Source organism: Actinomycetota bacterium, assembly GCA_035765775.1.
GTDB lineage: Bacteria > Actinomycetota > CADDZG01 > JAHWKV01 > JAOPZY01 > DASTWV01.
Window position 1 is genome coordinate 1 of sequence record DASTWV010000054.1, and the last position, 21,021, is coordinate 21,021.

Here is a 21,021-nt window from a genome sequence, read left to right on the forward strand (position 1 = left end):
GCCCCGGGGCGTGATCGAGGAGGCGGCCAAGCCACCCCCCGACACCCGGTCCCCCAGCACGGGGCCGCCAGCGGAGGACGCCTGGCTGTACGAGGAGCAAACCGAGACCTTCGAGCTCGGCCCCGCCCACTACGACTGGGAGGACCCCCCACCCCGTTAAGGCCGGGCCTCCCCTCCACTCCACCCTCCACCCCAGCCGAACCCTCTTCACCCTGCGACGGGCGCCCGGCGTCACTGCCGCGGCGCTTGGAGATGGATGCCAGCGCCACTTCCGGAGTTTCCTGTGACGCTGAGCCACCTATGTGGTGGTTCATGCTCACAAGAATGGCAGGAGGGCTTCCCGAGCCACTTCAGCGATCGGGAGCCCGCGACGGCGGGCTTCCACCGCAGGGGGCCTGCCGCGAAATGCCGCTGGCCCCGGTAGTACCGTGGCCCGGTGCCGGACCCGGGCGACAACCTCTTCACCAGCGCCGCCGAGGAGCGCTTCGACGCCTTCGCCCCGCTGGCGGCCCGCATGCGGCCCCGCACCCTCGACGAGGTGGTCGGCCAGACCCACCTGGTCGGCCCCGGGGGGCCGCTCCGGCGCCTGATCGCCGCCGACCGGCTCGGCTCGATCGTGCTGTGGGGGCCGGCAGGCACCGGCAAGACGAGCATTGCCACCATCGTGGCCTCGGCCACCAAGGGGCGCTTCGTCACCCTGAGCGCGGTGACCGGCACCGTGGCCGACGTGCGCAAGGCCATCGCCGAGGCCCGGGAGGCGCTCGGGGCCTTCCAGCGCAAGACCATCCTGTTCATCGACGAGATCCACCGCTTCAACAAGGCCCAGCAGGATGCCCTGCTGCCCGCCGTCGAGCGGGGCGAGGTGGTCCTGATCGGGGCCACCACCGAGAACCCCTACTTCTCGGTCAACGCCCCGCTGCTCTCCCGCAGCCTGGTCTTCCGCCTGGAGCCACTCACCCGGGAGGAGGTCAGGAAGCTCCTGCACCAGGCCCTCCAGGACAAGGAACGGGGCCTCGGCGCCGGCCAGGTGGACGTGACCTCCGACGCCCTCGACTACGTCGTCGACCGGGCCGGGGGCGACGCCCGCACCGCGCTCAACGCCCTCGAGGCGATGGTGGCGGGAGCCCTGGCCACCGGTGCACGAACCGTCACCGAGACCCAGGCCGCCGAGGCCCTGCAGCAGCCCCTGATCCGCTACGACCGGGCGGGGGACGCCCACTATGACGCCATCTCGGCGTTCATCAAGTCCCTGCGGGGCTCGGACCCCGACGCCGCCCTGTGGTGGATGGCGGGCATGCTGGAGGCGGGCGAGGACCCCCGCTTCATCGCCCGCCGCATGGTGATCCTGGCGTCGGAGGACATCGGCAATGCCGACCCGACGGCCCTGCTGGTGGCGGTGGCGGCCTTCCAGGCCCTCGAGTTCGTCGGCCTGCCCGAGGCCCGGCTCAACCTGGCGCAGGCGGCCATCCACCTGGCGATGGCGCCCAAGTCCAACGCCTCCTACCTGGCCATCGGGCGGGCCACCGACGACGTCAAACGGATGGGGGCGGGCGAGGTGCCGCCCCACCTGCGGGGCACCGGCTACCCGGGGGCCAAGAAGCTGGGCCACGGCGTCGCCTACCAGTACCCGCACGACTTTCCCGGCGGCTGGGTGGCCCAGACGTACCTCCCGACCACGCTCGCCCAGCAGGGCGGCCCGCGCTACTACGAGCCCACCGACCGGGGCGCCGAGGCGGGCGCCGCCGAGGTGCTGGCGGAACGCCGGAAAGCCCGCCTCGCCCACCAGCACCAGGAGAACCGGGCGCCGGACGATTTCCGGTAAGGTTGCCAGAACTTCCCCGTCTTCCGGCGTCGCCCGGAGGTACGGGCGTGCGGGCACGAGGGGGACGCCGGAATGACCTGGGGCCAAGTTGCGCTGCTGATCATTGCCCTGGCCGTGGTGGCGCTGGTGGCGGTGCTCGGCGTCGTCCTCAGCAAGGTCGCCGGGCTGCTGACCGACGTGACCCTCACCCTGAACGACGTCCGCAAGGAGACCATGCCGCTGCTAACCGAGGTGCGCACCACCGTCACCACGCTCAACGTCGAGATGGATCGGGTGGACGGCATCCTGGCCTCGGCGGAGACCGCGGCGGCCAGCGTGTCCAACGTCGCCCGGCTGGTGACCGCCGCCACGGCGAACCCGGTCATCAAAGCGCTGGCCTTCCTCACCGGGGCGGGCGTCGGGGTGAAGGCACTCAAGCGCAGGAAGCGCTCCGAGGAGGAACGGGAGGCCGAGGAATGAAGCGCATCCTTGCCGCGTTCAGTGTCGGGCTGGCCGTCGGGCTCGGCTCCACCGCCGTGCGGGTCGTCCTGCGTGCCCGCAAGGGCCTGCCCACGGCGGGGCCGGGCGGGGGGCTGGATGTCAGCGGGGCGAACAACGCCATCGACGAGTTCGGCAACCGCATCAAGTCCGCCCTGGAGCAGGGCACCAAGGCCATGAAGGACGCCGAGGCCGAGCTCCGGGCCAAGGTGTTGCACGACGGCCCGCACTGACCCACCGCCGGGCTACGCGATCCTAGAGACCGTCATGGACGCCGACCGCATTCGCCGCACGTTCCTGGACTTCTTCGCCGCCCGGGGCCATACCGTGGTCCCGTCGGCGTCGCTGGTGCCCGACGACCCGACGCTGCTGCTGACCAACGCCGGCATGGTGCAGTTCAAGCCCTACTTCCTGGGCCAGAAGCCCCGCCCCTACCCCCGGGCGACCACCGTGCAGAAGTGCTTCCGCACCGTCGATCTCGAGGAGGTGGGGCGCACGACCCGCCACCTCACCTTCTTCGAGATGCTGGGCAACTTCTCCTTCGGCGACTACTTCAAGCGCGACGCCATCCGCTGGGCCTGGGAGCTGGTGACCACCGGGTTCGGCCTCGAGCCCGAGCGGCTCTTCGCCACGGTGTTCACCACCGACGACGAGGCGGCAGGCATCTGGGCGGACGACGTCGGCGTGCCGGCCGGCCGGATCCTGCGCCGGGGCCGGGAGGACAACTTCTGGAGCATGGGGGTCGCCGGGCCGTGCGGGCCGTGCTCCGAGCTGCTCTACGACCGGGGCGACGCCTTCGGCCGGCCCTACGACGGCACCGGCCCGGTGGACGACGAGCGCTACCTCGAGATCTGGAACCTCGTCTTCATGCAGCACACCCAGGACGACGCCGGGCGGATCCTGGGCGACCTGCCCAAGCCCAGCGTCGACACCGGGGCGGGCCTGGAGCGGATCGCCGCCATCCTGCAGGGCGTGCCGACCGCGTTCGAGACCGACACCCTGGCCCCCATCCTGCGGGCCGCCGAGGAGGTGACCGGGACCGCCTACGGCCAGTCGCCCCTCGCCGACATGAGCCTCCGGGTGCTCGCCGACCACCCCCGCGCGATGACGGTGCTGATCGCCGACGGCGTGCTGGCGTCCAACGAGGGCCGGGGCTACGTCCTGCGCCGGCTCATCCGCCGGGCGGTGCGCCATGCCCGCCTGCTGGGCGTCGACCGGGCGCTGCTCACCGATCTGACGGCGGTGGCCATCGACCTCTTCGGCCCGGTCTACCCGGAGGTGGCCCGCACCGCCGACCACATCGCCCGGGTGGTTGCCCGGGAGGAGTCCCGCTTCGACGCTACGCTGCGCCGGGGCCTGACCCGGCTGGAAGAGGCCATCGCCCACGCCAAGGGCCGGGGCGAAGCGCACCTGCCCGGGACCGTGGCCTTCGAGCTGCACGACACCTACGGCTTCCCCCTCGACCTCACCACCGACTTCGCCACCGACGAGGGGCTCTCGGTGGCGGTCGAGGAGTTCGAGCACCTCATGGAGGCCCAGCGCTCCCGGGCCCGGGAGGCCCGCCGGGCGGGGACCGAGGCGGCACCCGCCGAGGGCGTGCTGGGCGATCTCCAGGCCCAGGCCGGCACGACCGACTTCCTGGGCTACGAGGTGATGGGGGCCGAAGGGACCGTCGCCGGGCTGCTGCGGGGCACCGGGGTCGGCGTCCTGGTCCCGGCGCTGCAGGAGGGCGAGGAGGGCGAGCTGGTCCTGGACCGCACCCCGTTCTACGCCGAGGGCGGCGGCCAGATCGGCGACCGGGGCGAGGTGCGCACCGCTTCCGGGGTCTTCGCGGTGGCCGACACCCAGTGGGTGCCGGGCCCGGGCGGGGTCATCGTGCACCGGGGCCGGGTGACCGCCGGCGAGGTCCAGTCCGGCCAGGCGGCCAGCGCGCAGGTGTTCCCCGCCCACCGCATGGGCACCGAGCGCAGCCACACCGCCACGCACATGCTGCACTGGGCGCTGCGCGCCACCCTGGGCGAGCACGCCCGCCAGGCGGGGTCGCTGGTCGAGCCCGGCCGGCTGCGCTTCGACTTCTCGCACTACGAGGCGGTGCCCGGTGAGGTGCTCGCCCGGATGGAGGAGGAGGTCAACACCCGGGTGCTGTCCGACGACGCCGTCCACGCCTTCGAGACCACCTACGACCAGGCGACCTCCCTCGGGGCCATGGCCCTGTTCGGTGAGAAGTACGGCGCCTACGTGCGGGTGGTGGAGGTGGGCGACTACTCCAAGGAGCTGTGCGGCGGCACCCACGTGCACCGCACCGGGCAGGTGGGCGTCGTGAAGGTACTGGGCGAGGCGTCGATCGGGGCGGGCATCCGCCGGGTCGAGGCCTACACCGGGGCCGCCGGGCTGCGCTACCTCAACGAGCAGGCCGCCACCCTGCGCCGGGCGGCCGACCTGCTGAAGGCCGAGCCCGACCAGGTGGTGGAGCGCCTGGAGAAGGTGCTGGAGACCTCCAAGGCCCTCGAAGGCGAGCTGGCCAGGCAGAAGGCCGCCCTCCTGGAGGGGGAGGTGCGGGCGGTGCTGGCCTCCGACGCGGTGCGTCCGGTGGGCCGGGGCAAGCTGGTGGTGCTCCGCCGGGACGGGCGCCCGGTGGACGACGTACGCCGGCTGGCGATCGCGGTGCGGGACCGGCTGGCGTCGTCGGTGGTGGCCGTCGGCGCCCCCGACGAGGCGGGTGCCAAGGCGACGATGGTGGTCGGGGTGGCCCGGGACCTGGTCGCCGCCGGCCTGTCGGCCCAGGCCCTGGCGAAGCCGGGCTTCGGGGCGCTGGGCGGCGGGGGCGGTGGCAAGCCCGATCTCGTGACCGCGGGCGGCTCCAAGGTGGCGGGCCTGGACGACGCCCTGGCCGCGGTGCGCCAGGCCGCTGAGCGCAGCCTCGAGGAGCTCGGGTGACGGTGCAGGCACCGGCGGGCGCAGTCCTGGGCATCGACCCGGGGGAGCGCCGCATCGGGATCGCCCTGGCAGTGGCCGGGACGGCGATGGCGCTGCCGCTCACCGTGCTGGACCGGGCGGAGGGATGGCTGGATGTACTGGCCGACCTGGCGGCGGCGCATGCGGTCGCGGCAGTGGTCATCGGCCTGCCGGTGTCGTTGCGGGGGACCGAGGGCGCGGCCGCCGAAGATGCCCGGGCCATGGCCTCCGAGGTGGGGGAGCGGCTGGGGATCCCGGTGCACCTGGTCGACGAGCGCCTGAGCACCGTCGCCGCCGACCGGGCGCTGGCCGCCACCGGGGCCGCAGGGCGCCGGCGCCGCCAGTCGGTGGACCGGTCGGCCGCCGCCGTCATCCTGCAGAGCTACCTGGATGCGGCTTCACACCGCGACGGGCGGGTAGCAGAACGCTCATGAGAAAGCTGGCCATCGGGCTCCTGATCCTGATCATCCTCGCCGTGGCGGTGGTGGCCAAGGTCTACCTGTCGTACCAGAACAACGCCAAGGGCAGCGCGGGGGGCGCCCCGGTGGCCTTCACCGTGCCCGCCGGTGCGTCGCTGACCAATCTCGGCCCCAGCCTCGCCGGGAAAGGCGTCATCGACTCCACCCTCGACTTCCACGTCTACCTGCGCCTGCACGGCATCAGCCTGGCGCTGCAGAAGGGTGACTACACGCTGCGCAAGGACATGCCGTACTCGGTGCTCATCGCCGCGCTGTCCGCCGGCCCCAGCCAGACCCACGAGAAGGTGACGATCCCCGAGGGCCTGACCGTCACCGAGACCGCACAGCGGGTGGGCGCCTCCACCCATATCGCGGCGGCGGACTTCCAGGCGGCCGCCACCGTGGCGACCACCGTGCCCAAGGTCATGCAGCCGGGCATCACCTCGCTCGAGGGCTTCCTGTACCCCCAGACCTATTTCGTGGCGCCCAAGGAGACCGCCGCCCAGCTGGTGACCGAGATGGTGGACCAGTTCCAGACCGAGACCGCCCAGGTCAACTTCGCTGCCGCCCCCGGGGGCGTGACCCCGTACCAGGTGGTCGTGATCGCCTCGCTGATCCAGAACGAGGCCAAGGTGGCCAGCGACGGGCCGAAGATCGCCGCGGTCATCTACAACCGGCTGAGGACCGGCATGACGCTGGGCATCGATGCCACCATCTATTACGGCCTCAACAAATCCTTCGGCCAGCCGCTCACCCAGAGCGACCTGGCGACGGTCACGCCGTACAACACCCGGCTGAAGGCCGGCCTGCCGCCCACGCCGATCTCGAGCCCGGAGTTGCCCTTCATCCAGGACGCCGTGTCGCCGGCGCAGACCAATGACCTCTACTACGTGCTCGGGCCCGACTGCAAGACCAACCTCTTCTTCTCCTCCTACAACGACTTTGTGAACGCAGCCAAGCGCCAGCCCACCACGTGCTGATCCTCTCGTGCTGAGCGGGAGCACCCGGGTCGCCGGGCTGGTCGGGGGGCCGAAGCAGGTAGCCCGCAGCCTGTCGCCCGCCATCCACAACGCGGGCTACACCGCCCTCGGGCTGGACTGGGTGTACGTGGGGTTCCCGGTGGAGGAGGTGTCCCCCGGCACGGTTGCGGCCGCGGTGCGGGGGCTGCTGGCCGGCGGGGTCGCCGGGCTCAACGTCACGATGCCGCACAAGCGGGCAGCGGCCGAAGCGATGGACCGCCTGGAGGGGCCGGCCGGGCCGACCAACGCGGTCAATACCGTCCGGCGGGTGGACGGCGAGCTGGTGGGCTGGAACACCGACGGGGCCGGGCTGGTGGCGTTCCTGGAGCAGGAGGCGGGTGTGCGCGTGGGGGGCTCGGCGGCGCTGGTGATCGGCTCCGGGGGCTCGGCGCGGTCGGTGATCGCCGGGCTGGGCGAGGCGGGGGCGTCCTCGATCACCGTGCTGGGGCGGGACCCGACGCGGGCGACCGCGCTCGGGGGCCTGGCGGGAGCGGCCAGCTTCCAGGTGGCCGGCCTGGACTCCGGGGCGGCCGCGCTGGCCGGGGTGGTGGCGGCTGCCGACCTGATCGTCAACGCCACGCCGGTCGGCCAGGAGGGCGAGGAGCCCCTGGTGCCCACTCACGCCATCCGTCCGGATGCGGCAGTGGTGGACCTCGTGTACCACCCGCCCGAGACCCCGCTGGTGGTGGAGGCGCACCGCCAGGGTGCCCGGGCGTTCGGGGGCCTGGGGATGCTGGTGCACCAGGCGGCGCTGGCCTTCGAGATCTTCACCGGGGAGGCCGCTCCCCTGGAGGCGATGTGGGAGGGCGCCCGCCGCGGCGGGGCGGGCCGGTGACCGCGGCCGAGATCGTCCTCGCCTTCATCGGCGGGCTGGCTTTCGGCAGCTTCGCCAACGTGGTCGCCTTCCGGGTGCCCAACGGCTACTCGATCGTGGCGCCCCGGTCGGCCTGCCCGCACTGCGAGAAGCCCATCGCCTGGTACGACAACATCCCGCTGGTCTCCTACGCGGTGCTGGGGGCCAAATGCCGCCGGTGCCACCAGCACATCTCGATCCGCTACCCGTTGATCGAGCTGGGCAACGGAGTCCTCTGGGCCCTCATCGTGGGCCGCCTCGGGGTCCACCCGGAGCTCCCGGCCTACCTGGCTTTCGCCACCGCCCTGGTGACCCTGTCGGCGATCGACATCGGCCACCACCGGCTGCCCAACAAGGTGTTGGGGCCGTCGTTCATCATCGGCGCGGTGCTTCTGGTGGGGGCGACGCTGGTGCACCACCGGTGGAGCAACCTGGAGCACGCCGCGATCGGGGCGGTGGCCTACGGGCTGCCGATGCTGGTGCTCGGCATCGCCGCGCCGTCGGCCATGGGGGGCGGGGACATCAAGTTCGCCCCCTACCTCGGCTTCCACCTCGGGTGGTTCGGTCTGTCGCTGGTGCTCGGCGGGGCGCTCCTGGGCCTGCTGGCCGGGGGCCTCGGGGCGGCGCTCCTGCTGGCGGTGGGGCGCAAGGGCATGAAGGACGCCATCCCCTTCGGCCCGTTCATGGCCCTGGGGGCCATGGCGATGCTGCTGCTCGGGGCGGGGGCGCTGAAGCCCTGGCTGGGGTGATCACGGGCGTGTGATTACATCGTTGGTAGTTGTTACGTGAGTTTGCATTTGACAACAAGCGTCAAAAGTAGCTACCTTGAGCGTCCGCTGCCCGAGCCAAAGAGGGGTGAAGGAATGCGGCGTTCGTTGAAGGTGCGCTGATGCCTGCGCGCCGGAGCCTGTCCGGGGACCACCTGCTCACCGTGAGCGAGGTGGCATCGCTCATGCGGGTCTCCAACATGACCGTGTACCGGCTGATCAAGTCGGGCCAGCTCTCGGCCCTGCGGGTGGGCAAGAACTACCGCATCCGGGAGTCGGACATGAACCAGTACCTGAACGAGGGCAGCGTCACCGCCTGACGCGCCCCCCACCCGATCGATGCCGAGTTCGGCGATGCCCTGCGGCGCCACGAGCTGCGGGGTCTGCTGAGCTTCGACGAGGCGATCACTGCCTACCGGGCGGCGGGGACTCTCATCGACTGCCGCGGTAGCAGGTGGGTAGCCTCCCAAGGGAGGTGTCCGTATGACGATCGCAAGCATCGACCCAACGACCGGCGAGACCCTGAAGGTCTTCCCGCCCCTGGCGGCGCCGGAGCTCGAGGCTCGGCTGGGCCGGGCGGCGGCCGCCTTCGGCGAGTGGCGCCGGGCGCCCTTCGGCGAACGTGCCGCCCTGCTGGACCGGGTGGCCGATGTCCTCGACGCCGAGGCCGGCCCCCTCGCCGCCACCATGACCCAGGAGATGGGCAAGCCGCTGGCCCAGGCCCGGGCGGAGGTCACCAAGTGCGCCACCGCCTTTAGGTACTACGCCCGCCACGGCGCGGCGTTCCTCGCCGACGAGCCGGGCGACGCCCCCGCGGTCAAGGCCCGGCGGGCGTTCGTGCGCTACCAGCCGCTCGGCCCGGTGCTGGCGGTGATGCCGTGGAACTTCCCGCTCTGGCAGGTGACCCGCTTCGCCGCTCCGGCCCTGATGGCGGGCAACGTCGGCCTCCTCAAGCACGCCTCCAATGTGCCGCAGACCGCTCTGGCCTTCGAGGAGACCTTCACCAAGGCCGGCGCCCCGCCCGGTGTGTTCCAGACCCTCCTCATCGAGTCCGGTGGGGTGCAGGCGGTGCTGAACGACGCACGGGTGGCGGCCGCCACGCTCACCGGCAGCGAGGCGGCGGGATCGGCGGTGGCGGCCGCCGCCGGCCGGCGCATCCGCAAGACCGTCCTGGAGCTGGGCGGGAGCGACCCGTTCGTCGTGCTGGCCTCGGCCGACCTGGAGGGCGCCGTTGCCCAAGGGGTGTGGGCTCGCTGCCAGAACAACGGCCAGAGCTGCATCGCCGCCAAGCGGTTCATCGTGCACGAGGCCGTCGCCGATGAGTTCGAACGGCGCTTCGTCGAGGCCATGGCCGCACAGGTCGTGGGCGACCCGATGCATCCCGCCACGGCCATCGGCCCCCTCGCCACCCGGGCGGGCCGTGAGGTGGTGGACGCGCAGGTGCAGGATGCCCTGGGCAAGGGTGCGACGCCCCTGTGCGGCGGCGAGGTCCCGGACGGAGCCGGCTGGTTCTACCCGCCCACCGTCCTCAGCGGCATCACGCCGGCCATGCGCGTCTACCGGGAGGAGGTCTTCGGCCCGGTGGCCCAGCTCTACCGGGTGGCCAGCGCCCGGGAGGCCCTGGACCTCGCCAATGCCACCGAGTTCGGCCTCGGCTCCAACGTGTGGACGAATGACCCCGCCGAGCAGGAGCTGTTCATCGACGGCTTTGCGGCCGGGCAGGTCTTCGTCAACGGCTTCACCACCTCCTACCCCGAGCTGCCCTTCGGCGGGATCAAGGCGTCGGGCTACGGCCGGGAGCTGGGCCGGGCGGGCATCCGGGAGTTCTGCAACGCCAAGACCGTGTGGGTGGGGCCGTAGCCGGAGCCGGGAGGAGGTGGGGCACAAAGGCCGCACTGCGCACGGCTTTTGTTGCTTGCTTCGACGTCTAACTCTCACCGTGCCTCGGTGCGGGGCGAGGCGGATGCGCACGTCCCGGGCGCTCCCGGAGCCCCTCCCCACAGTGGCCCTCGCATACCATGGGGCCGTGATCCGCTACCTCACCGCCGGCGAGTCCCACGGCCCGGCCCTCACGGTCATCGTCGAGGGTCTCCCCGCCGGGATCCCGGTGCAGACCAAGTCCATCGGCGACGAGCTGGCCCGCCGCCGGCTCGGCTACGGCCGCGGCCCACGGATGAAATTCGAGCGCGACGAGCTGGAGTTGCTGGGCGGCGTGCGCTTCGGGAGGACCCTGGGCAGCCCGGTTGCCATCGTCATCCGCAACACCGAGTGGGCCAAGTGGGACCGGGTGATGTCCCCCGAGGGCTCGCCGTCGGGCAACGTGCTCACCGAGCCCCGGCCAGGGCACGCCGACCTCGCCGGCATGCTGAAGTACGACTTCGCCGACGCCCGCAACGTCCTGGAGCGGGCCAGCGCCCGGGAGACCGCTGCCCGGACGGTCGCCGGCGCCCTGGCCAAGACCCTCCTGGCGGAGCTCGGCATGCGTGTGGTCAGCCATGTGGTGGGCATCGGCGCCGCCCAGGCCGATCCCGCCGGGCCCCGCCCGATCCCCGCCGACCTGGAGGCGATCGACGCCTCACCGGTGCGGTGCTTCGACCCCGTCGCGGCGCTGGCCATGGCGGCCGAGATCGAGGCGGCGCAGGAGGCCGGGGACAGCCTGGGCGGCGTCTTCGAGGTCATCGCCTACGGCGTGCCGGTGGGGCTGGGCTCGCACGTGCACTACGACCGCAAGATCGACGCCCGCCTCGCCTACCACCTGATGTCGATCCAGGCGATCAAGGGCGTCGAGGTGGGGGACGGGTTCGCCCTCGCCGGGCTGCGGGGCACGGCGGCGCACGACGAGATCTTCTTCGAGGACGGCGAGCTGCGCCGCCACAGCGATCGGGCGGGGGGCACCGAGGGCGGCATGACCATCGGCCCCACCCTGCGGGTGCGGGCGGCGATGAAGCCCCTGGCCACGCTGAAGCAGCGCCTGCGCACCGTGGACATGGCCACCGGGGAGGCGGCGGGGGCCTTCCGGGAGCGCACCGACTCGTGCGCCGTGCCCGCCGCGGCGGTGGTCGGGGAAGCCGTGGTGGCCTGGGTGCTGGCTGAGGCGGTGGTGGAGAAGTTCGGCGGCGACACCCTTGCCGACCTCCAGGGCGCGATGGCCGCCTTCCGGCTGCGCATCCGGCGCCCACCGGCCGGCCCGGACGCCTAGCCCGGTGCCCGGGCCCGCCAGTGTCGTGCTCATCGGGATGATGGGCTGCGGCAAGAGCGAGGTCGGCCGCCGCCTGGCCACCGCACTGGGGATGGAGTTCGTCGATCTGGACGCCGTGGTGGAGCAGGAGGCGGGCCGGAGCGTGACCGAGATTTTCTCGGTGGAGGGCGAGGCCGGTTTCCGGGTCCGGGAACGGGCTGCGGTGGGGAAGGTGGCCGGCCGACCCGGCCTGGTGGTGGCTGGCGGGGGTGGTGTGGTTCTCGATCCGGCCAACGCTGCGGCGCTGCGCTCCGGGGCGACGGTGGTGTGGTTGCAGGTGTCCCCCGGCGTGGCGGCCGCCCGGCTCGGCACCGACGCCGGCCGGCCGGTGCTCGCCGGGCGCCGCGGGGACCTCGAGAGCCGCCTGCGGGCCCTGACCGAGGAGCGCAGCGCCGCCTACCAGGCGGCCGCCCATCTCGCGGTGGACGGGGACGGCTCGCCCGGCGAGGTCGCCGGCGTCATCGCCGCGGCGCTGGGTGCCCGCCCGGCGGAGGTGCGCTAGTGCGCTCGGTCCGGGTGGAGCTCGGCGCCCGCTCCTACGACGTGCACGCCGGCCCGGGCGCCCTCGCCGAGGCGGCGGCGCTCATCCCCGGGATCCCGGGCTGCGAGCGGGTGGCCATCGTCTCCGACGCCAACGTCGATGCGGCCTGGGGCTCGGTGGCCGAAGAGGCCTTCAGCACGGTGGGTTCCACCGGCGAGGTCCACCGCCTGGTGGTGCACGCCGGCGAGACGTCGAAGAGCATCGAGGTCGCCGGGCGGCTGCTGGAGGACCTGGCCCGGCGCCGCATCCGCCGGGGCGACCTGCTGGTGGCTCTCGGGGGCGGCATGGTGGGCGACCTCGCCGGCTTCGTGGCCTCGGTCTACCAGCGGGGGATGCCGCTGGTGCAGGTGCCGACATCGCTGCTGGCGCAGGTGGACGCCGCCATCGGGGGCAAGACCGCGGTCAACCTCAGCGCGGGCAAGAACCTGACCGGCACCTTCTACCAGCCCCTGGCGGTGCTGGCGGACACCGCGGTGCTCTCCACCCTGCCCGAGCGCGAGTACCGATCGGGCTTCGGCGAGGTTGCCAAGTACGGGTTCAGCTTCGAGCCCGACCTCCTGGACCTGCTGGAGACGTCCGGGGCCGCCATCGCCGGGCGCGACCCCGAGCTGCTGGAGGAGATCGTCGGCCGCTCCGCCGCCATCAAGGCCCGGGTGGTGAGCAGCGACGAGCGGGACCTTGACGACCGGCGGATCATGCTGAACTACGGCCACACCCTCGCGCACGCCCTGGAGGCGCTCGGGCGCTACGAGGAGTGGCTGCACGGCGAGGCGGTGTCGGTGGGCTGCGTGTTCGCCGCCGCCCTGGCCCGGGAGGTCGGGATGCTGGGCGACGACGATGTGGCACGGCACCACCAGGTGCTGGAGGGGCTCGGGCTCCCGGTGCGGGCGGCGTTCGACTCGGCCGCCGTGCAGCGGGCATGGGAGATGGACAAGAAATATCGAGGAGGGATTCGATGGGTGCTGCTATGCGGTCTCGGAGATTCAGTCGTGATGACCGGAGTCGGGTCCCGGGAGGTGGCTTCGGCCCTAGCGGAGGTGGTGGCGGACAGATGAAAGTGTTCGTGCTCAACGGTCCCAACCTCAACCTGCTCGGTGACCGGGAGCCGGAGATCTACGGCACCCAGACCCTGGACGACGTCGAGGAGATGTGCCGGGCCAAGGCCTCCGAGCTGGGCATGGACATCGACTTCCGGCACACGAACTTCGAGGGCGAGCTGGTGGAGTGGCTGCAGGACGCCCGCACGTCGGCCGCCGGTGTGGTGCTCAACCCCGCCGCCCTGGGCCACTACTCCCTGGCGCTGGTCGATGCCATCACCGCCGCCCAGGTGCCGGTGGTCGAGGTCCACATCTCCAACATCTACGCCCGCGAGGACTGGCGGTCGAAGTCGGTGATCTCGCCGGTGGCCTACGGGGTGATCAGCGGGTTGGGCACGCAGGGCTACGTGCTGGCGCTGGAGGCGCTCAACGTCGTGCTGAGCGACGAGGGAGGCGACGAGGGGGGCGACGACGAGTGAGTGACGGCCGTATCGCCCGGTTCCAAGGCGTGCTCCAGTCTGGGCTGGGTGAGCTCGATGCCGTCTACATCTCCAACCTCACCAATGTCCGCTGGCTGTGCGGGTTCAGCGGGTCGAACGGGTCCGTGCTGGTGGCCCGCAGCGGGGCATGGTTCCTGACCGACGGCCGCTACCGCACCCAGGCGCCCGAAGAGGTGACCGGCGCCGCCATCGAGGTCTACACGCTGCCCGACCAGCTGGGCGAGGCGCTGCAGCGCCTGACCGGCGAGCTTGGCGCCACCCGCATCGGCTTCGAAGGCGAGCATGTGACCGTGGCGGGCCGGGACCGCCTGGCCAAGCAGTTCCCGGGCGCCACCTTGGAGCCCATCGGCGGGGTGGTGGAGAACCTGCGCCGGGTGAAGGAGCCGGCCGAGCTGGACGCCATCCGGCGGGCGGCGGCGCTGGCGGACGACGGGGTTGCCCACATCCTGCGCTTCGTGGCCCCGGGCCGCACGGAGCGGGAGCTGGCCATCGAGCTGGAGTCACACATGCGCCTGGCGGGGGCGGAGTCGGTGTCCTTCCCCTCGATCGTGGCCGCCGCCGAGCGGTCGGCCCTGCCCCACGCCCACCCGAGCGACCGGGTGGTGGAGGCGGGCCGTTTCCTGCTCTTCGACCTGGGCTGTGTGGTGGACGGCTACTGTTCCGACCTGACGAGGACCGTCGTGGTGGGGAAGGCGGACGCTCGCCACCGGGAGATCTACGAGCTGGTGGCCGCCGCCCAACAGGCGGGCCTGGAGGCGCTGGGGGCAGGCAAGACCGGGGCCGAGGTTGACAGTGCCGCCCGCAAGGTGATCGCCGACGCCGGCTACGGGGCGGAGTTCGGCCACAGCCTGGGCCATGGGGTGGGCCTCGACATCCACGAGGCACCGACGCTGCGGACGACCAGCGCGGATGTGCTCGAGCCGGGCCACGTGGTCACGGTGGAGCCCGGCGTCTACCTCCCGGGCTGGGGCGGGGTGCGCATCGAGGACCTCACGGTGGTGACCGCCGACGGGCACGAGTCGCTCAGCCGGGCGCCGAAGGAGCTGCTGGAGGTCTAGACCGGCGGCGCGCTGGCGCAAAACCGGGCGTTAGGCCGATTCGACAGAAGTTCTGGGGACTTTTTGCCGTCGTTTTGACGGAAAAATGACCCCAGAACTCGTTACCGGGTTGCTCCAACGAAACCACGTCCCCGTCGTCCGCGGCTCCGGGGCTCGAACGGGTACGGTGTAGGGGGCTGCCGCGCGGCCGGGAAGACACGACAGCAGCATTGAAAGGAACCCCCAGATGATCTCAACCAACGACATGCGCCCCGGCATGACCCTGGACCTGGACGGGGAGCTGTGGTCCATCCTCGAGTACCAGCACCACAAACCGGGCAAGGGCCACGCCATGGTGCGCACCAAGGTCAAGAGCCTGAAGAGCGGCGTGGTGGTGGACCGTACGTTCCGGGCCGACGAGAAGGTGGAGATCGCCCGCCTGGACCGCCGGGAGATGCAGTACCTCTACCCGGACGACACCGGCTTCGTCTTCATGGACACCGAGAACTACGAGCAGCTGACCGTGGACCGGGACCTGGCGGGCGACGCCGGGCGGTTCCTCAAGGAGGGCCAGATGGTCAGCGTGCTGATGCACGACGGCGTCGCTCTGGGCGTCGACCTGCCGACCACGGTGGACCTGGTGGTCGAGCAGACCGACCCGGGGCTGCAGGGCGACCGCTCCTCGGCGGGCACCAAGCCGGCGACCCTGGAGACCGGCGCCATCATCCAGGTGCCGCTGTTCCTCACCACCGGCGAGACCGTGCGGGTGGACACCCGGACCGGGGCGTACGTCACCCGGGTCCGGAACTAGCCCCGCCGGCACGGCGGCCGTGGCGGTGCGGGGGCGCAGCGCCCGACGGATTGCGCTGGAGACGCTCTACGAGCACGACGTCGCTGGGGCGGCCACCGGCGAGATCCTGAGCCGCTACCAGGGCCAGAAGGCGCTGCCCTACGCCGAGAAGCTGGTGGCAGGCGTCGCCGAGCACCAGGTGGCGATCGACGACCTCATCGAGGCGTGCGCCGAGGACTGGACCCTGGCCCGCATGCCGCCCGTGGACCGCAACCTCCTGCGCCTGGGCGTGCTGGAGCTGCGCTACCTCGCCGTCATCCCGGCGGTGGCCATCGACGAGGCGGTGTCGCTGGCGGCGGCGTACTCGACGGCGGACTCCGGCCGTTTCATCAACGGGATCCTGGGCCGCATCGCCCGGGAGGGCGCCCCCGTGGGGGAGCCGTAGTCGGAAGCCACCGTGTCGCCCGGCGCGCCGACCGCGGTGGTACAGTGGCCCCCGAAGTTGCTCACCCTTTAAGAACTGGTCCTGCGAGGCCAGAAAGGAGAGCGGGTTTGCACTCGTGCGCCGTGTCCACGCCCAGCATCGGGCGGTCTGGGGGCGGCGTTTCTTGTTGAGTGGGCCCGCCTCCGCCATCCCCCCGGCCATCCCACCGGCCATGCCGCCGACGAGCCCGCAGGCCAGTGGCCCGGTCGTCAAAGCAGTCGTCCTCGAGGCCCCCGACATCGCCCGCGCCCTCAAGCGCATGGCCCACGAGATCCTGGAGCGCAACCACGGCGCCGAGGGTGTCGTCCTGGTGGGCATCCGGCGCCGGGGTGTGCCGCTCGCTGACCGGCTGAGCGCCGAGATCGAGCGCATCGAGGGCGTCCGCCCCCCGACCGGCGCGCTCGACATCTCCTTCTACCGCGACGACATCGGCATCCGCACGCCCGCCGAGGTGGGCCGCACCGAGATCGACAGCGACATCGAGGGCCGCATCGTGGTGCTGGTGGACGACGTGCTCTACACCGGGCGCACCGTCCGGGCGGCCATCGACGCCCTCGTGGACTTCGGCCGGCCCCGGGCGGTCCAGCTGGCGGTGCTCATCGACCGCGGGCACCGGGAGCTGCCGATCCGGGCGGACTTCATCGGCCGGAACCTGCCTACCGCCCACCGGGAGTCGGTGGACGTGCGGCTGGCGGAGACGGACGGGCTGGACTCGGTTTCGATCTCGGAGGCGCCGTGAGGCAAGAGCTGAGGCAAGGGCTGAGCCAAGGGCTGAGGCAAGGGCTGAACCAGGTGAGGAGGGGAGCATGATCAAGCACCTGCTGTCGATCCAGGACCTCAGCGCCGGCCAGATCAACACCGTGCTGAAGACCGCCGACTCCTTCCGGGAGGTCGGCACCCGGACGATCAAGAAGGTGCCCACCCTCCGGGGCCGCACCGTGTGCAACCTGTTCTTCGAGCCCTCCACCCGCACCCGGATCTCCTTCGAGCTGGCGGCCAAGCGGCTATCGGCCGACGTCGTGAACTTCACCGGCGACGCCAAGAGCTCGCTGTCCAAGGGCGAGTCCTTCAAGGACACCGCCCAGACCCTGCAGGCGATGGGCATCGACGCCATCGTGGTACGCCACGCCTCGGCCGGCGCTCCGCAGCGCCTCTCCGGGTGGGTGGAGGCCAGCGTGATCAACGCCGGCGACGGGGCGCACGAGCATCCCACCCAGGCCCTCCTCGACCTGTACTCGATCCGGGAGCACTTCCCCAGCTTCGACGGGCTGCGGGTGGGGATCGTGGGCGACATCGTCCACTCCCGGGTGGCCCGATCCAACGCCCGCGCGCTGCGCACCATGGGGGCCGAGGTGGTCCTGATCGCCCCGCCCACCTTCCTGCCGCCGGCGGTCGACACCTGGGGGGTGTCGGTGAGCTACGACCTGGAGGCCGTCTTGCCCAGCCTGGACGTGGTGTACCTGCTGCGGGTCCAGCGGGAGCGCCAGAACGAGCAGCTGGTGCCCTCGCTGCGGGAGTACGCCACCTTCTGGGGCCTCGACCTGCGCCGGGTCAACCGGATGCGCCCGGAGGCGGTGATCATGCACCCGGGGCCGATGAACCGGGGTGTGGAGATCGCCGCCGAGGTGGCCGACCTGGACCGGGCGATCATCACCGACCAGGTGACCAACGGCGTGGCGGTGCGCATGTCGCTGCTCTACCTCATGCTGGGCGGCCTGAATTCCGACCGGGACCGGGCCCGGGAGGCCCCCGCCCGGCGGGCGACCGACCCGGCGCAGCTGGCCTTCGAGCAGGCGATGGCGGAAGTGGAGCCCGCGCTTGGCTAACGCCATCCTGGTGCGGGGCGGGCGGCTGGTCGACCCGGCGTCGGGTACCGACCGCACCGCCGACATCCTGGTCCGGGACGGGCGCATCGAGGCGGTGGGGGCCGGGCTGGCTGCCGGCGAGGCCGAGGTGGTGGAGGCGGACGGCGCCGTGGTCAGCCCGGGCTTCGTCGATCTCCACGTCCACCTGCGCGAGCCCGGCCGGGAGGACGAGGAGACCATCGCCTCGGGGTCGGCCGCCGCCGCCCGGGGCGGGTTCACCGCCATCTGCGCCATGCCCAACACCGAGCCGGCGTGCGACAGCGCTGCGGTGGCCGAGAAGGTGGCGGCTAGCGGGCGGTTCCTCGGCCTGACCCGGGTGGTGCCCGCCGGTGCCCTCACCCATGCCCGGGAGGGTACGCAGCTGGCTGCCATCGGCGAGATGGCCCGCTCGGTCGCCCGGGTGCGCCTGTTCACCGACGACGGTCGCGGGGTCCAGGACACCCGGCTGCTGCGCCGGGCGATGGAGTACCTCACTGGCTTCGGGGGCATCTGCGCCGAGCACTGCGACGACGAGGCGCTCTCCGAGGGCGGCCAGATGCACGAGGGCGAGGTCTCCTCCCGTCTCGGCCTGCGGGGCATGCCCGCCGAGGCCGAGGACCTGGCCCTGGCCCGGGACATCGCCCTCGCCCGCCTGACCGGGTGCCGGTTCCACGCCCTGCATGTGTCCACCGCCGGGTCGGTGGCCCTCGTCCGCGCGGCGAAGGCGGAGGGGTTGGCGGTCACCGCCGAGGTCACGCCCCACCACCTGACTCTCACCCACGAGGAGCTGGCCAGCTTCGACCCGGTGTTCAAGGTGAACCCGCCGCTGCGCTCGCTGGCCGACGTCGCCGCCTGCCGGGCCGGGCTGGCGGATGGCACCCTGGACGCCATCGCCACCGACCACGCCCCGCATGCCGCCCACGAGAAGGAAGCCGAGTTCGAGGCGGCACCCCCCGGCCTGATCGGGATGGAGACCGCGCTCGGGGTGGTGCTGGCCTTGGTCCGGGACGGCGTGCTGAGCCTGCCGGCCCTCGTCGAGCGGCTGTCCACCGGCCCGGCCCGGGTGCTCGGCCTGGAGGGCCAGGGCGGTCCGATCGTCGCCGGGGCGCCCGCCCACCTCGTCGTCTTCGACCCCGAGGCGCGCTGGGTGGTGGACCCCTCCCGGTTCGCCTCGCGCTCGCGCAACTGCCCGTGGGCGGGACAGGAGCTGACCGGGAAGGTACTGGCGACGATCTTCGAGGGGCGCCTGGTGGTTTCGAACGGGGAGCTGCTCGAGGGGGTGGGGGCCACATGGTGACGGCGGCCGACCTGCCCGAGGCGGTGCTGGTCCTGGAGGACGGCACCACCTTCCAGGGCGTCAGCTTCGGGGCCGAGCCCCTGGGCACCGAAGGGGCCGCCGAGGTCGTATTCAACACCGCCATGACCGGCTACCAGGAGGTGCTCACCGACCCGTCGTACCGGGGCCAGATCGTGACGATGACCTACCCGCACATCGGCAACTACGGCGTAACCGGTGCCGACGCCGAGAGCGCCCGACCGCAGGCGTCGGGCTTCGTCATCCGCGACCTGCCGCCGGTGTGGTCCAACTGGCGCGCCGAGATGGGCCTGCACGACTACCTGGCGGGCGCCGGGATCCCGGGCATCGCCGAGGTGGACACCCGGCGCCTCACCCGCCACCTGCGTTCCCGGGGCGCCATGCGGGGCGCGATCCTCACCGCCGGGGCGGAGCCCGCCGCCGTGGCCGCCACCCTGAAGGCCCAGCCCGGCATGGTGGGTTCGGACTTCGTCCGGGAGGTGACCGCCCCGCACCCCTACGAGTGGCCCTGCCCGGAGCCCCGCTACCGGGTGGCGGCCTACGATTTCGGCATCAAGACCTCCATCCTGCGCCAGCTCGCCGCCCACCGGTGCTCGGTCACCGTCTACCCGGCGGCCACCCCGGCCAGCGAGGTGCTGGCCAGCGGGGCCGACGGCGTCTTCTTCTCCAACGGCCCGGGCGATCCGGAGGCGGTGCGCTACGGCATCGCCGCCGCCTCGGCGCTCCTGGGGCGGGTACCGGTGTTCGGCATCTGCCTCGGCCACCAGCTGCTGGGCCTCGCCCTGGGCCTGCCCACCTACAAGCTGCCCTTCGGGCACCACGGGTCCAACCACCCGGTGGCCCGGTTGGCCGACGGGCAGGTGGAGATCACCACCCAGAACCACGGCTTCGCCGTGTCACCCGCCCCCTTCGGGTTCCAGGCACCGAGCACCCCGGGTCAGGCGCTCCCGGTGGGCCTCACGGCCCCGACGCCCCACGGCCCGGCCGAGCTCACCCACGTCAACCTCAACGACTACACGGTGGAGGGGTTCGCCCTCCGCAATGAGCCCGCCTTCGCCGTGCAGTACCACCCCGAGGCCGGCCCCGGCCCGCACGACGCCCGCTACCTGTTCGAAGCCTTCTGCACCCTGATGGGGGGCGCAGGTGGGTAGCGGGGTGCGCTGGGTGGCCCTGGACGCCATGGGGGTGCTGTATGTCGAGGCGGGCGTCGCCACCCGGCTGTGCGCCTTCGCCGCCCGCCGGGGCGTGGTGGTGGCGGAGGAGGCGGTGCGGGCGGCCTACCGCCGGGTGAGCGCCGGCGAGGGGACCTCGGCCGACCTGTGGCGGGAGCTGGGCGTGCCCGGCGACCCCGACGAGCTGGACCGCGCCTGGGCGGGCCTCCGGTCGCTGATGCCCGGGGCGGGGGCGTTCCTGGCCGCCGCGGCCGAGGCCGGCATCGGGGTGGGGTGCATCACCAATGATGTCGCCGTCTGGTCGCGGCGCAGCCGGGCGGCCCTCGGCCTGGAGGGTGTGGCGCCGTGGATCGTCTCGGCCGAGGTGGCGTGCCGCAAACCGGGCCGGGCGATCTACGATGCGTTCCTCTCGGCGGTGGGGTGCGCGCCGGACGCCTGCCTGTTCGTGGACGACCAGCCGCAGAACCTGGACGCCGCTGCCCGCCTCGGGTTCCGGACGGCGTGGTTCGCCGCCGGATACTCAGTCGGCGGGGTGGGCAACAGGTATGGCAGAGTAGGGAGCTTCGAGGAGCTGGCGGCGACGATGCCGCCACTCGTGACCGTGAAAGGAGCGTGACTGCAATGGGTGACCGAAATGGGTAGGGGAGATCGCCGCAAGACCCGCTGGGGCAAGGATCGGCAGCGGGCCAAGAAGGCCCGGGTGGCCCGCAAG

The 21,021-nt window shown here is 72.5% G+C and carries 22 protein-coding genes; all 22 read left to right on the forward strand.

Annotated features, from left to right (window positions below; genetic code table 11):
* Nucleotides 1–436: 436 nt before the first annotated feature.
* The 22 genes from VFW71_12165 (at nt 437) to VFW71_12270 (ending at nt 20,925) form a co-directional block, all read left to right on the forward strand.
* Nucleotides 437–1,822 carry a replication-associated recombination protein A gene (locus tag VFW71_12165; protein ID HEU5003515.1) on the forward strand — a complete coding sequence of 462 codons (1,386 nt, stop codon included), beginning with the start codon at nt 437–439 and terminating at the stop codon, nt 1,820–1,822.
* Nucleotides 1,823–1,894: 72 nt separating this feature from the next.
* Nucleotides 1,895–2,281, forward strand: coding sequence for a DUF948 domain-containing protein (locus VFW71_12170; GenBank protein ID HEU5003516.1), 387 nt, complete (start codon nt 1,895–1,897; stop codon nt 2,279–2,281).
* Nucleotides 2,278–2,532, forward strand: a complete 255-nt coding sequence (locus VFW71_12175) for a hypothetical protein (GenBank protein ID HEU5003517.1) — start codon at nt 2,278–2,280, stop codon at nt 2,530–2,532. Before VFW71_12170 ends, VFW71_12175 begins: the two co-directional genes overlap by 4 nt.
* Before the next feature lie 34 nt (nt 2,533–2,566).
* Nucleotides 2,567–5,236, forward strand: coding sequence for an alanine--tRNA ligase (gene alaS / locus VFW71_12180; GenBank protein HEU5003518.1), 2,670 nt, complete (start codon nt 2,567–2,569; stop codon nt 5,234–5,236).
* Nucleotides 5,233–5,688 (forward strand): Holliday junction resolvase RuvX, encoded by a 456-nt coding sequence (ruvX, locus tag VFW71_12185; protein HEU5003519.1) that lies wholly within the window; start codon nt 5,233–5,235, stop codon nt 5,686–5,688. The genes alaS and ruvX overlap by 4 nt, the downstream gene beginning before the upstream one ends.
* A complete protein-coding gene (gene mltG, locus VFW71_12190; protein HEU5003520.1) occupies nt 5,685–6,692 on the forward strand; it encodes an endolytic transglycosylase MltG in 1,008 nt (335 codons plus the stop codon). The genes ruvX and mltG overlap by 4 nt, the downstream gene beginning before the upstream one ends.
* 7 nt (nt 6,693–6,699) lie before the next feature.
* Nucleotides 6,700–7,566 carry a shikimate dehydrogenase gene (locus VFW71_12195; GenBank protein ID HEU5003521.1) on the forward strand — a complete coding sequence of 289 codons (867 nt, stop codon included), beginning with the start codon at nt 6,700–6,702 and terminating at the stop codon, nt 7,564–7,566.
* Nucleotides 7,563–8,333, forward strand: a complete 771-nt coding sequence (locus tag VFW71_12200; protein HEU5003522.1) for a prepilin peptidase — start codon at nt 7,563–7,565, stop codon at nt 8,331–8,333. The genes VFW71_12195 and VFW71_12200 overlap by 4 nt, the downstream gene beginning before the upstream one ends.
* Nucleotides 8,334–8,473: 140 nt before the next feature.
* Entirely contained in the window at nt 8,474–8,671 is a 198-nt protein-coding gene (locus tag VFW71_12205) for a helix-turn-helix domain-containing protein (protein HEU5003523.1), read from the forward strand.
* Nucleotides 8,672–8,834: 163 nt separating this feature from the next.
* Nucleotides 8,835–10,211 carry an aldehyde dehydrogenase family protein gene (locus VFW71_12210; GenBank protein HEU5003524.1) on the forward strand — a complete coding sequence of 459 codons (1,377 nt, stop codon included), beginning with the start codon at nt 8,835–8,837 and terminating at the stop codon, nt 10,209–10,211.
* 103 nt (nt 10,212–10,314) lie between these two features.
* Nucleotides 10,315–11,550 (forward strand): chorismate synthase, encoded by a 1,236-nt coding sequence (aroC, locus tag VFW71_12215; protein HEU5003525.1) that lies wholly within the window; start codon nt 10,315–10,317, stop codon nt 11,548–11,550.
* A gap of 4 nt (nt 11,551–11,554) precedes the next feature.
* Nucleotides 11,555–12,091: a shikimate kinase gene (locus VFW71_12220; protein HEU5003526.1), complete on the forward strand. Its 537-nt coding sequence runs from the start codon at nt 11,555–11,557 to the stop codon at nt 12,089–12,091.
* Complete coding sequence (aroB, locus tag VFW71_12225) at nt 12,091–13,185, forward strand: 3-dehydroquinate synthase (GenBank protein HEU5003527.1); 1,095 nt, start codon at nt 12,091–12,093, stop codon at nt 13,183–13,185. Before VFW71_12220 ends, aroB begins: the two co-directional genes overlap by 1 nt.
* Complete coding sequence (gene aroQ / locus VFW71_12230) at nt 13,182–13,646, forward strand: type II 3-dehydroquinate dehydratase (GenBank protein HEU5003528.1); 465 nt, start codon at nt 13,182–13,184, stop codon at nt 13,644–13,646. The genes aroB and aroQ overlap by 4 nt, the downstream gene beginning before the upstream one ends.
* Entirely contained in the window at nt 13,643–14,725 is a 1,083-nt protein-coding gene (locus VFW71_12235; GenBank protein ID HEU5003529.1) for a Xaa-Pro peptidase family protein, read from the forward strand. The genes aroQ and VFW71_12235 overlap by 4 nt, the downstream gene beginning before the upstream one ends.
* 226 nt (nt 14,726–14,951) lie before the next feature.
* Nucleotides 14,952–15,515 (forward strand): elongation factor P, encoded by a 564-nt coding sequence (gene efp, locus VFW71_12240; protein ID HEU5003530.1) that lies wholly within the window; start codon nt 14,952–14,954, stop codon nt 15,513–15,515.
* 19 nt (nt 15,516–15,534) lie between these two features.
* The gene (nusB, locus tag VFW71_12245) at nt 15,535–15,939 is read left to right on the forward strand and encodes a transcription antitermination factor NusB (protein ID HEU5003531.1); all 405 of its coding nucleotides are present in this window, start codon (nt 15,535–15,537) and stop codon (nt 15,937–15,939) included.
* A 211-nt stretch (nt 15,940–16,150) separates the two neighbouring features.
* Nucleotides 16,151–16,717: a bifunctional pyr operon transcriptional regulator/uracil phosphoribosyltransferase PyrR gene (gene pyrR, locus VFW71_12250; GenBank protein HEU5003532.1), complete on the forward strand. Its 567-nt coding sequence runs from the start codon at nt 16,151–16,153 to the stop codon at nt 16,715–16,717.
* Nucleotides 16,718–16,787: 70 nt separating this feature from the next.
* The gene (locus VFW71_12255; protein HEU5003533.1) at nt 16,788–17,804 is read left to right on the forward strand and encodes an aspartate carbamoyltransferase catalytic subunit; all 1,017 of its coding nucleotides are present in this window, start codon (nt 16,788–16,790) and stop codon (nt 17,802–17,804) included.
* Nucleotides 17,797–19,119: a dihydroorotase gene (locus VFW71_12260; GenBank protein HEU5003534.1), complete on the forward strand. Its 1,323-nt coding sequence runs from the start codon at nt 17,797–17,799 to the stop codon at nt 19,117–19,119. The genes VFW71_12255 and VFW71_12260 overlap by 8 nt, the downstream gene beginning before the upstream one ends.
* A complete protein-coding gene (gene carA / locus VFW71_12265; protein ID HEU5003535.1) occupies nt 19,113–20,288 on the forward strand; it encodes a glutamine-hydrolyzing carbamoyl-phosphate synthase small subunit in 1,176 nt (391 codons plus the stop codon). Before VFW71_12260 ends, carA begins: the two co-directional genes overlap by 7 nt.
* Nucleotides 20,281–20,925, forward strand: coding sequence for an HAD-IA family hydrolase (locus VFW71_12270; protein HEU5003536.1), 645 nt, complete (start codon nt 20,281–20,283; stop codon nt 20,923–20,925). Before carA ends, VFW71_12270 begins: the two co-directional genes overlap by 8 nt.
* The last annotated feature ends 96 nt before the right edge of the window (nt 20,926–21,021 follow it).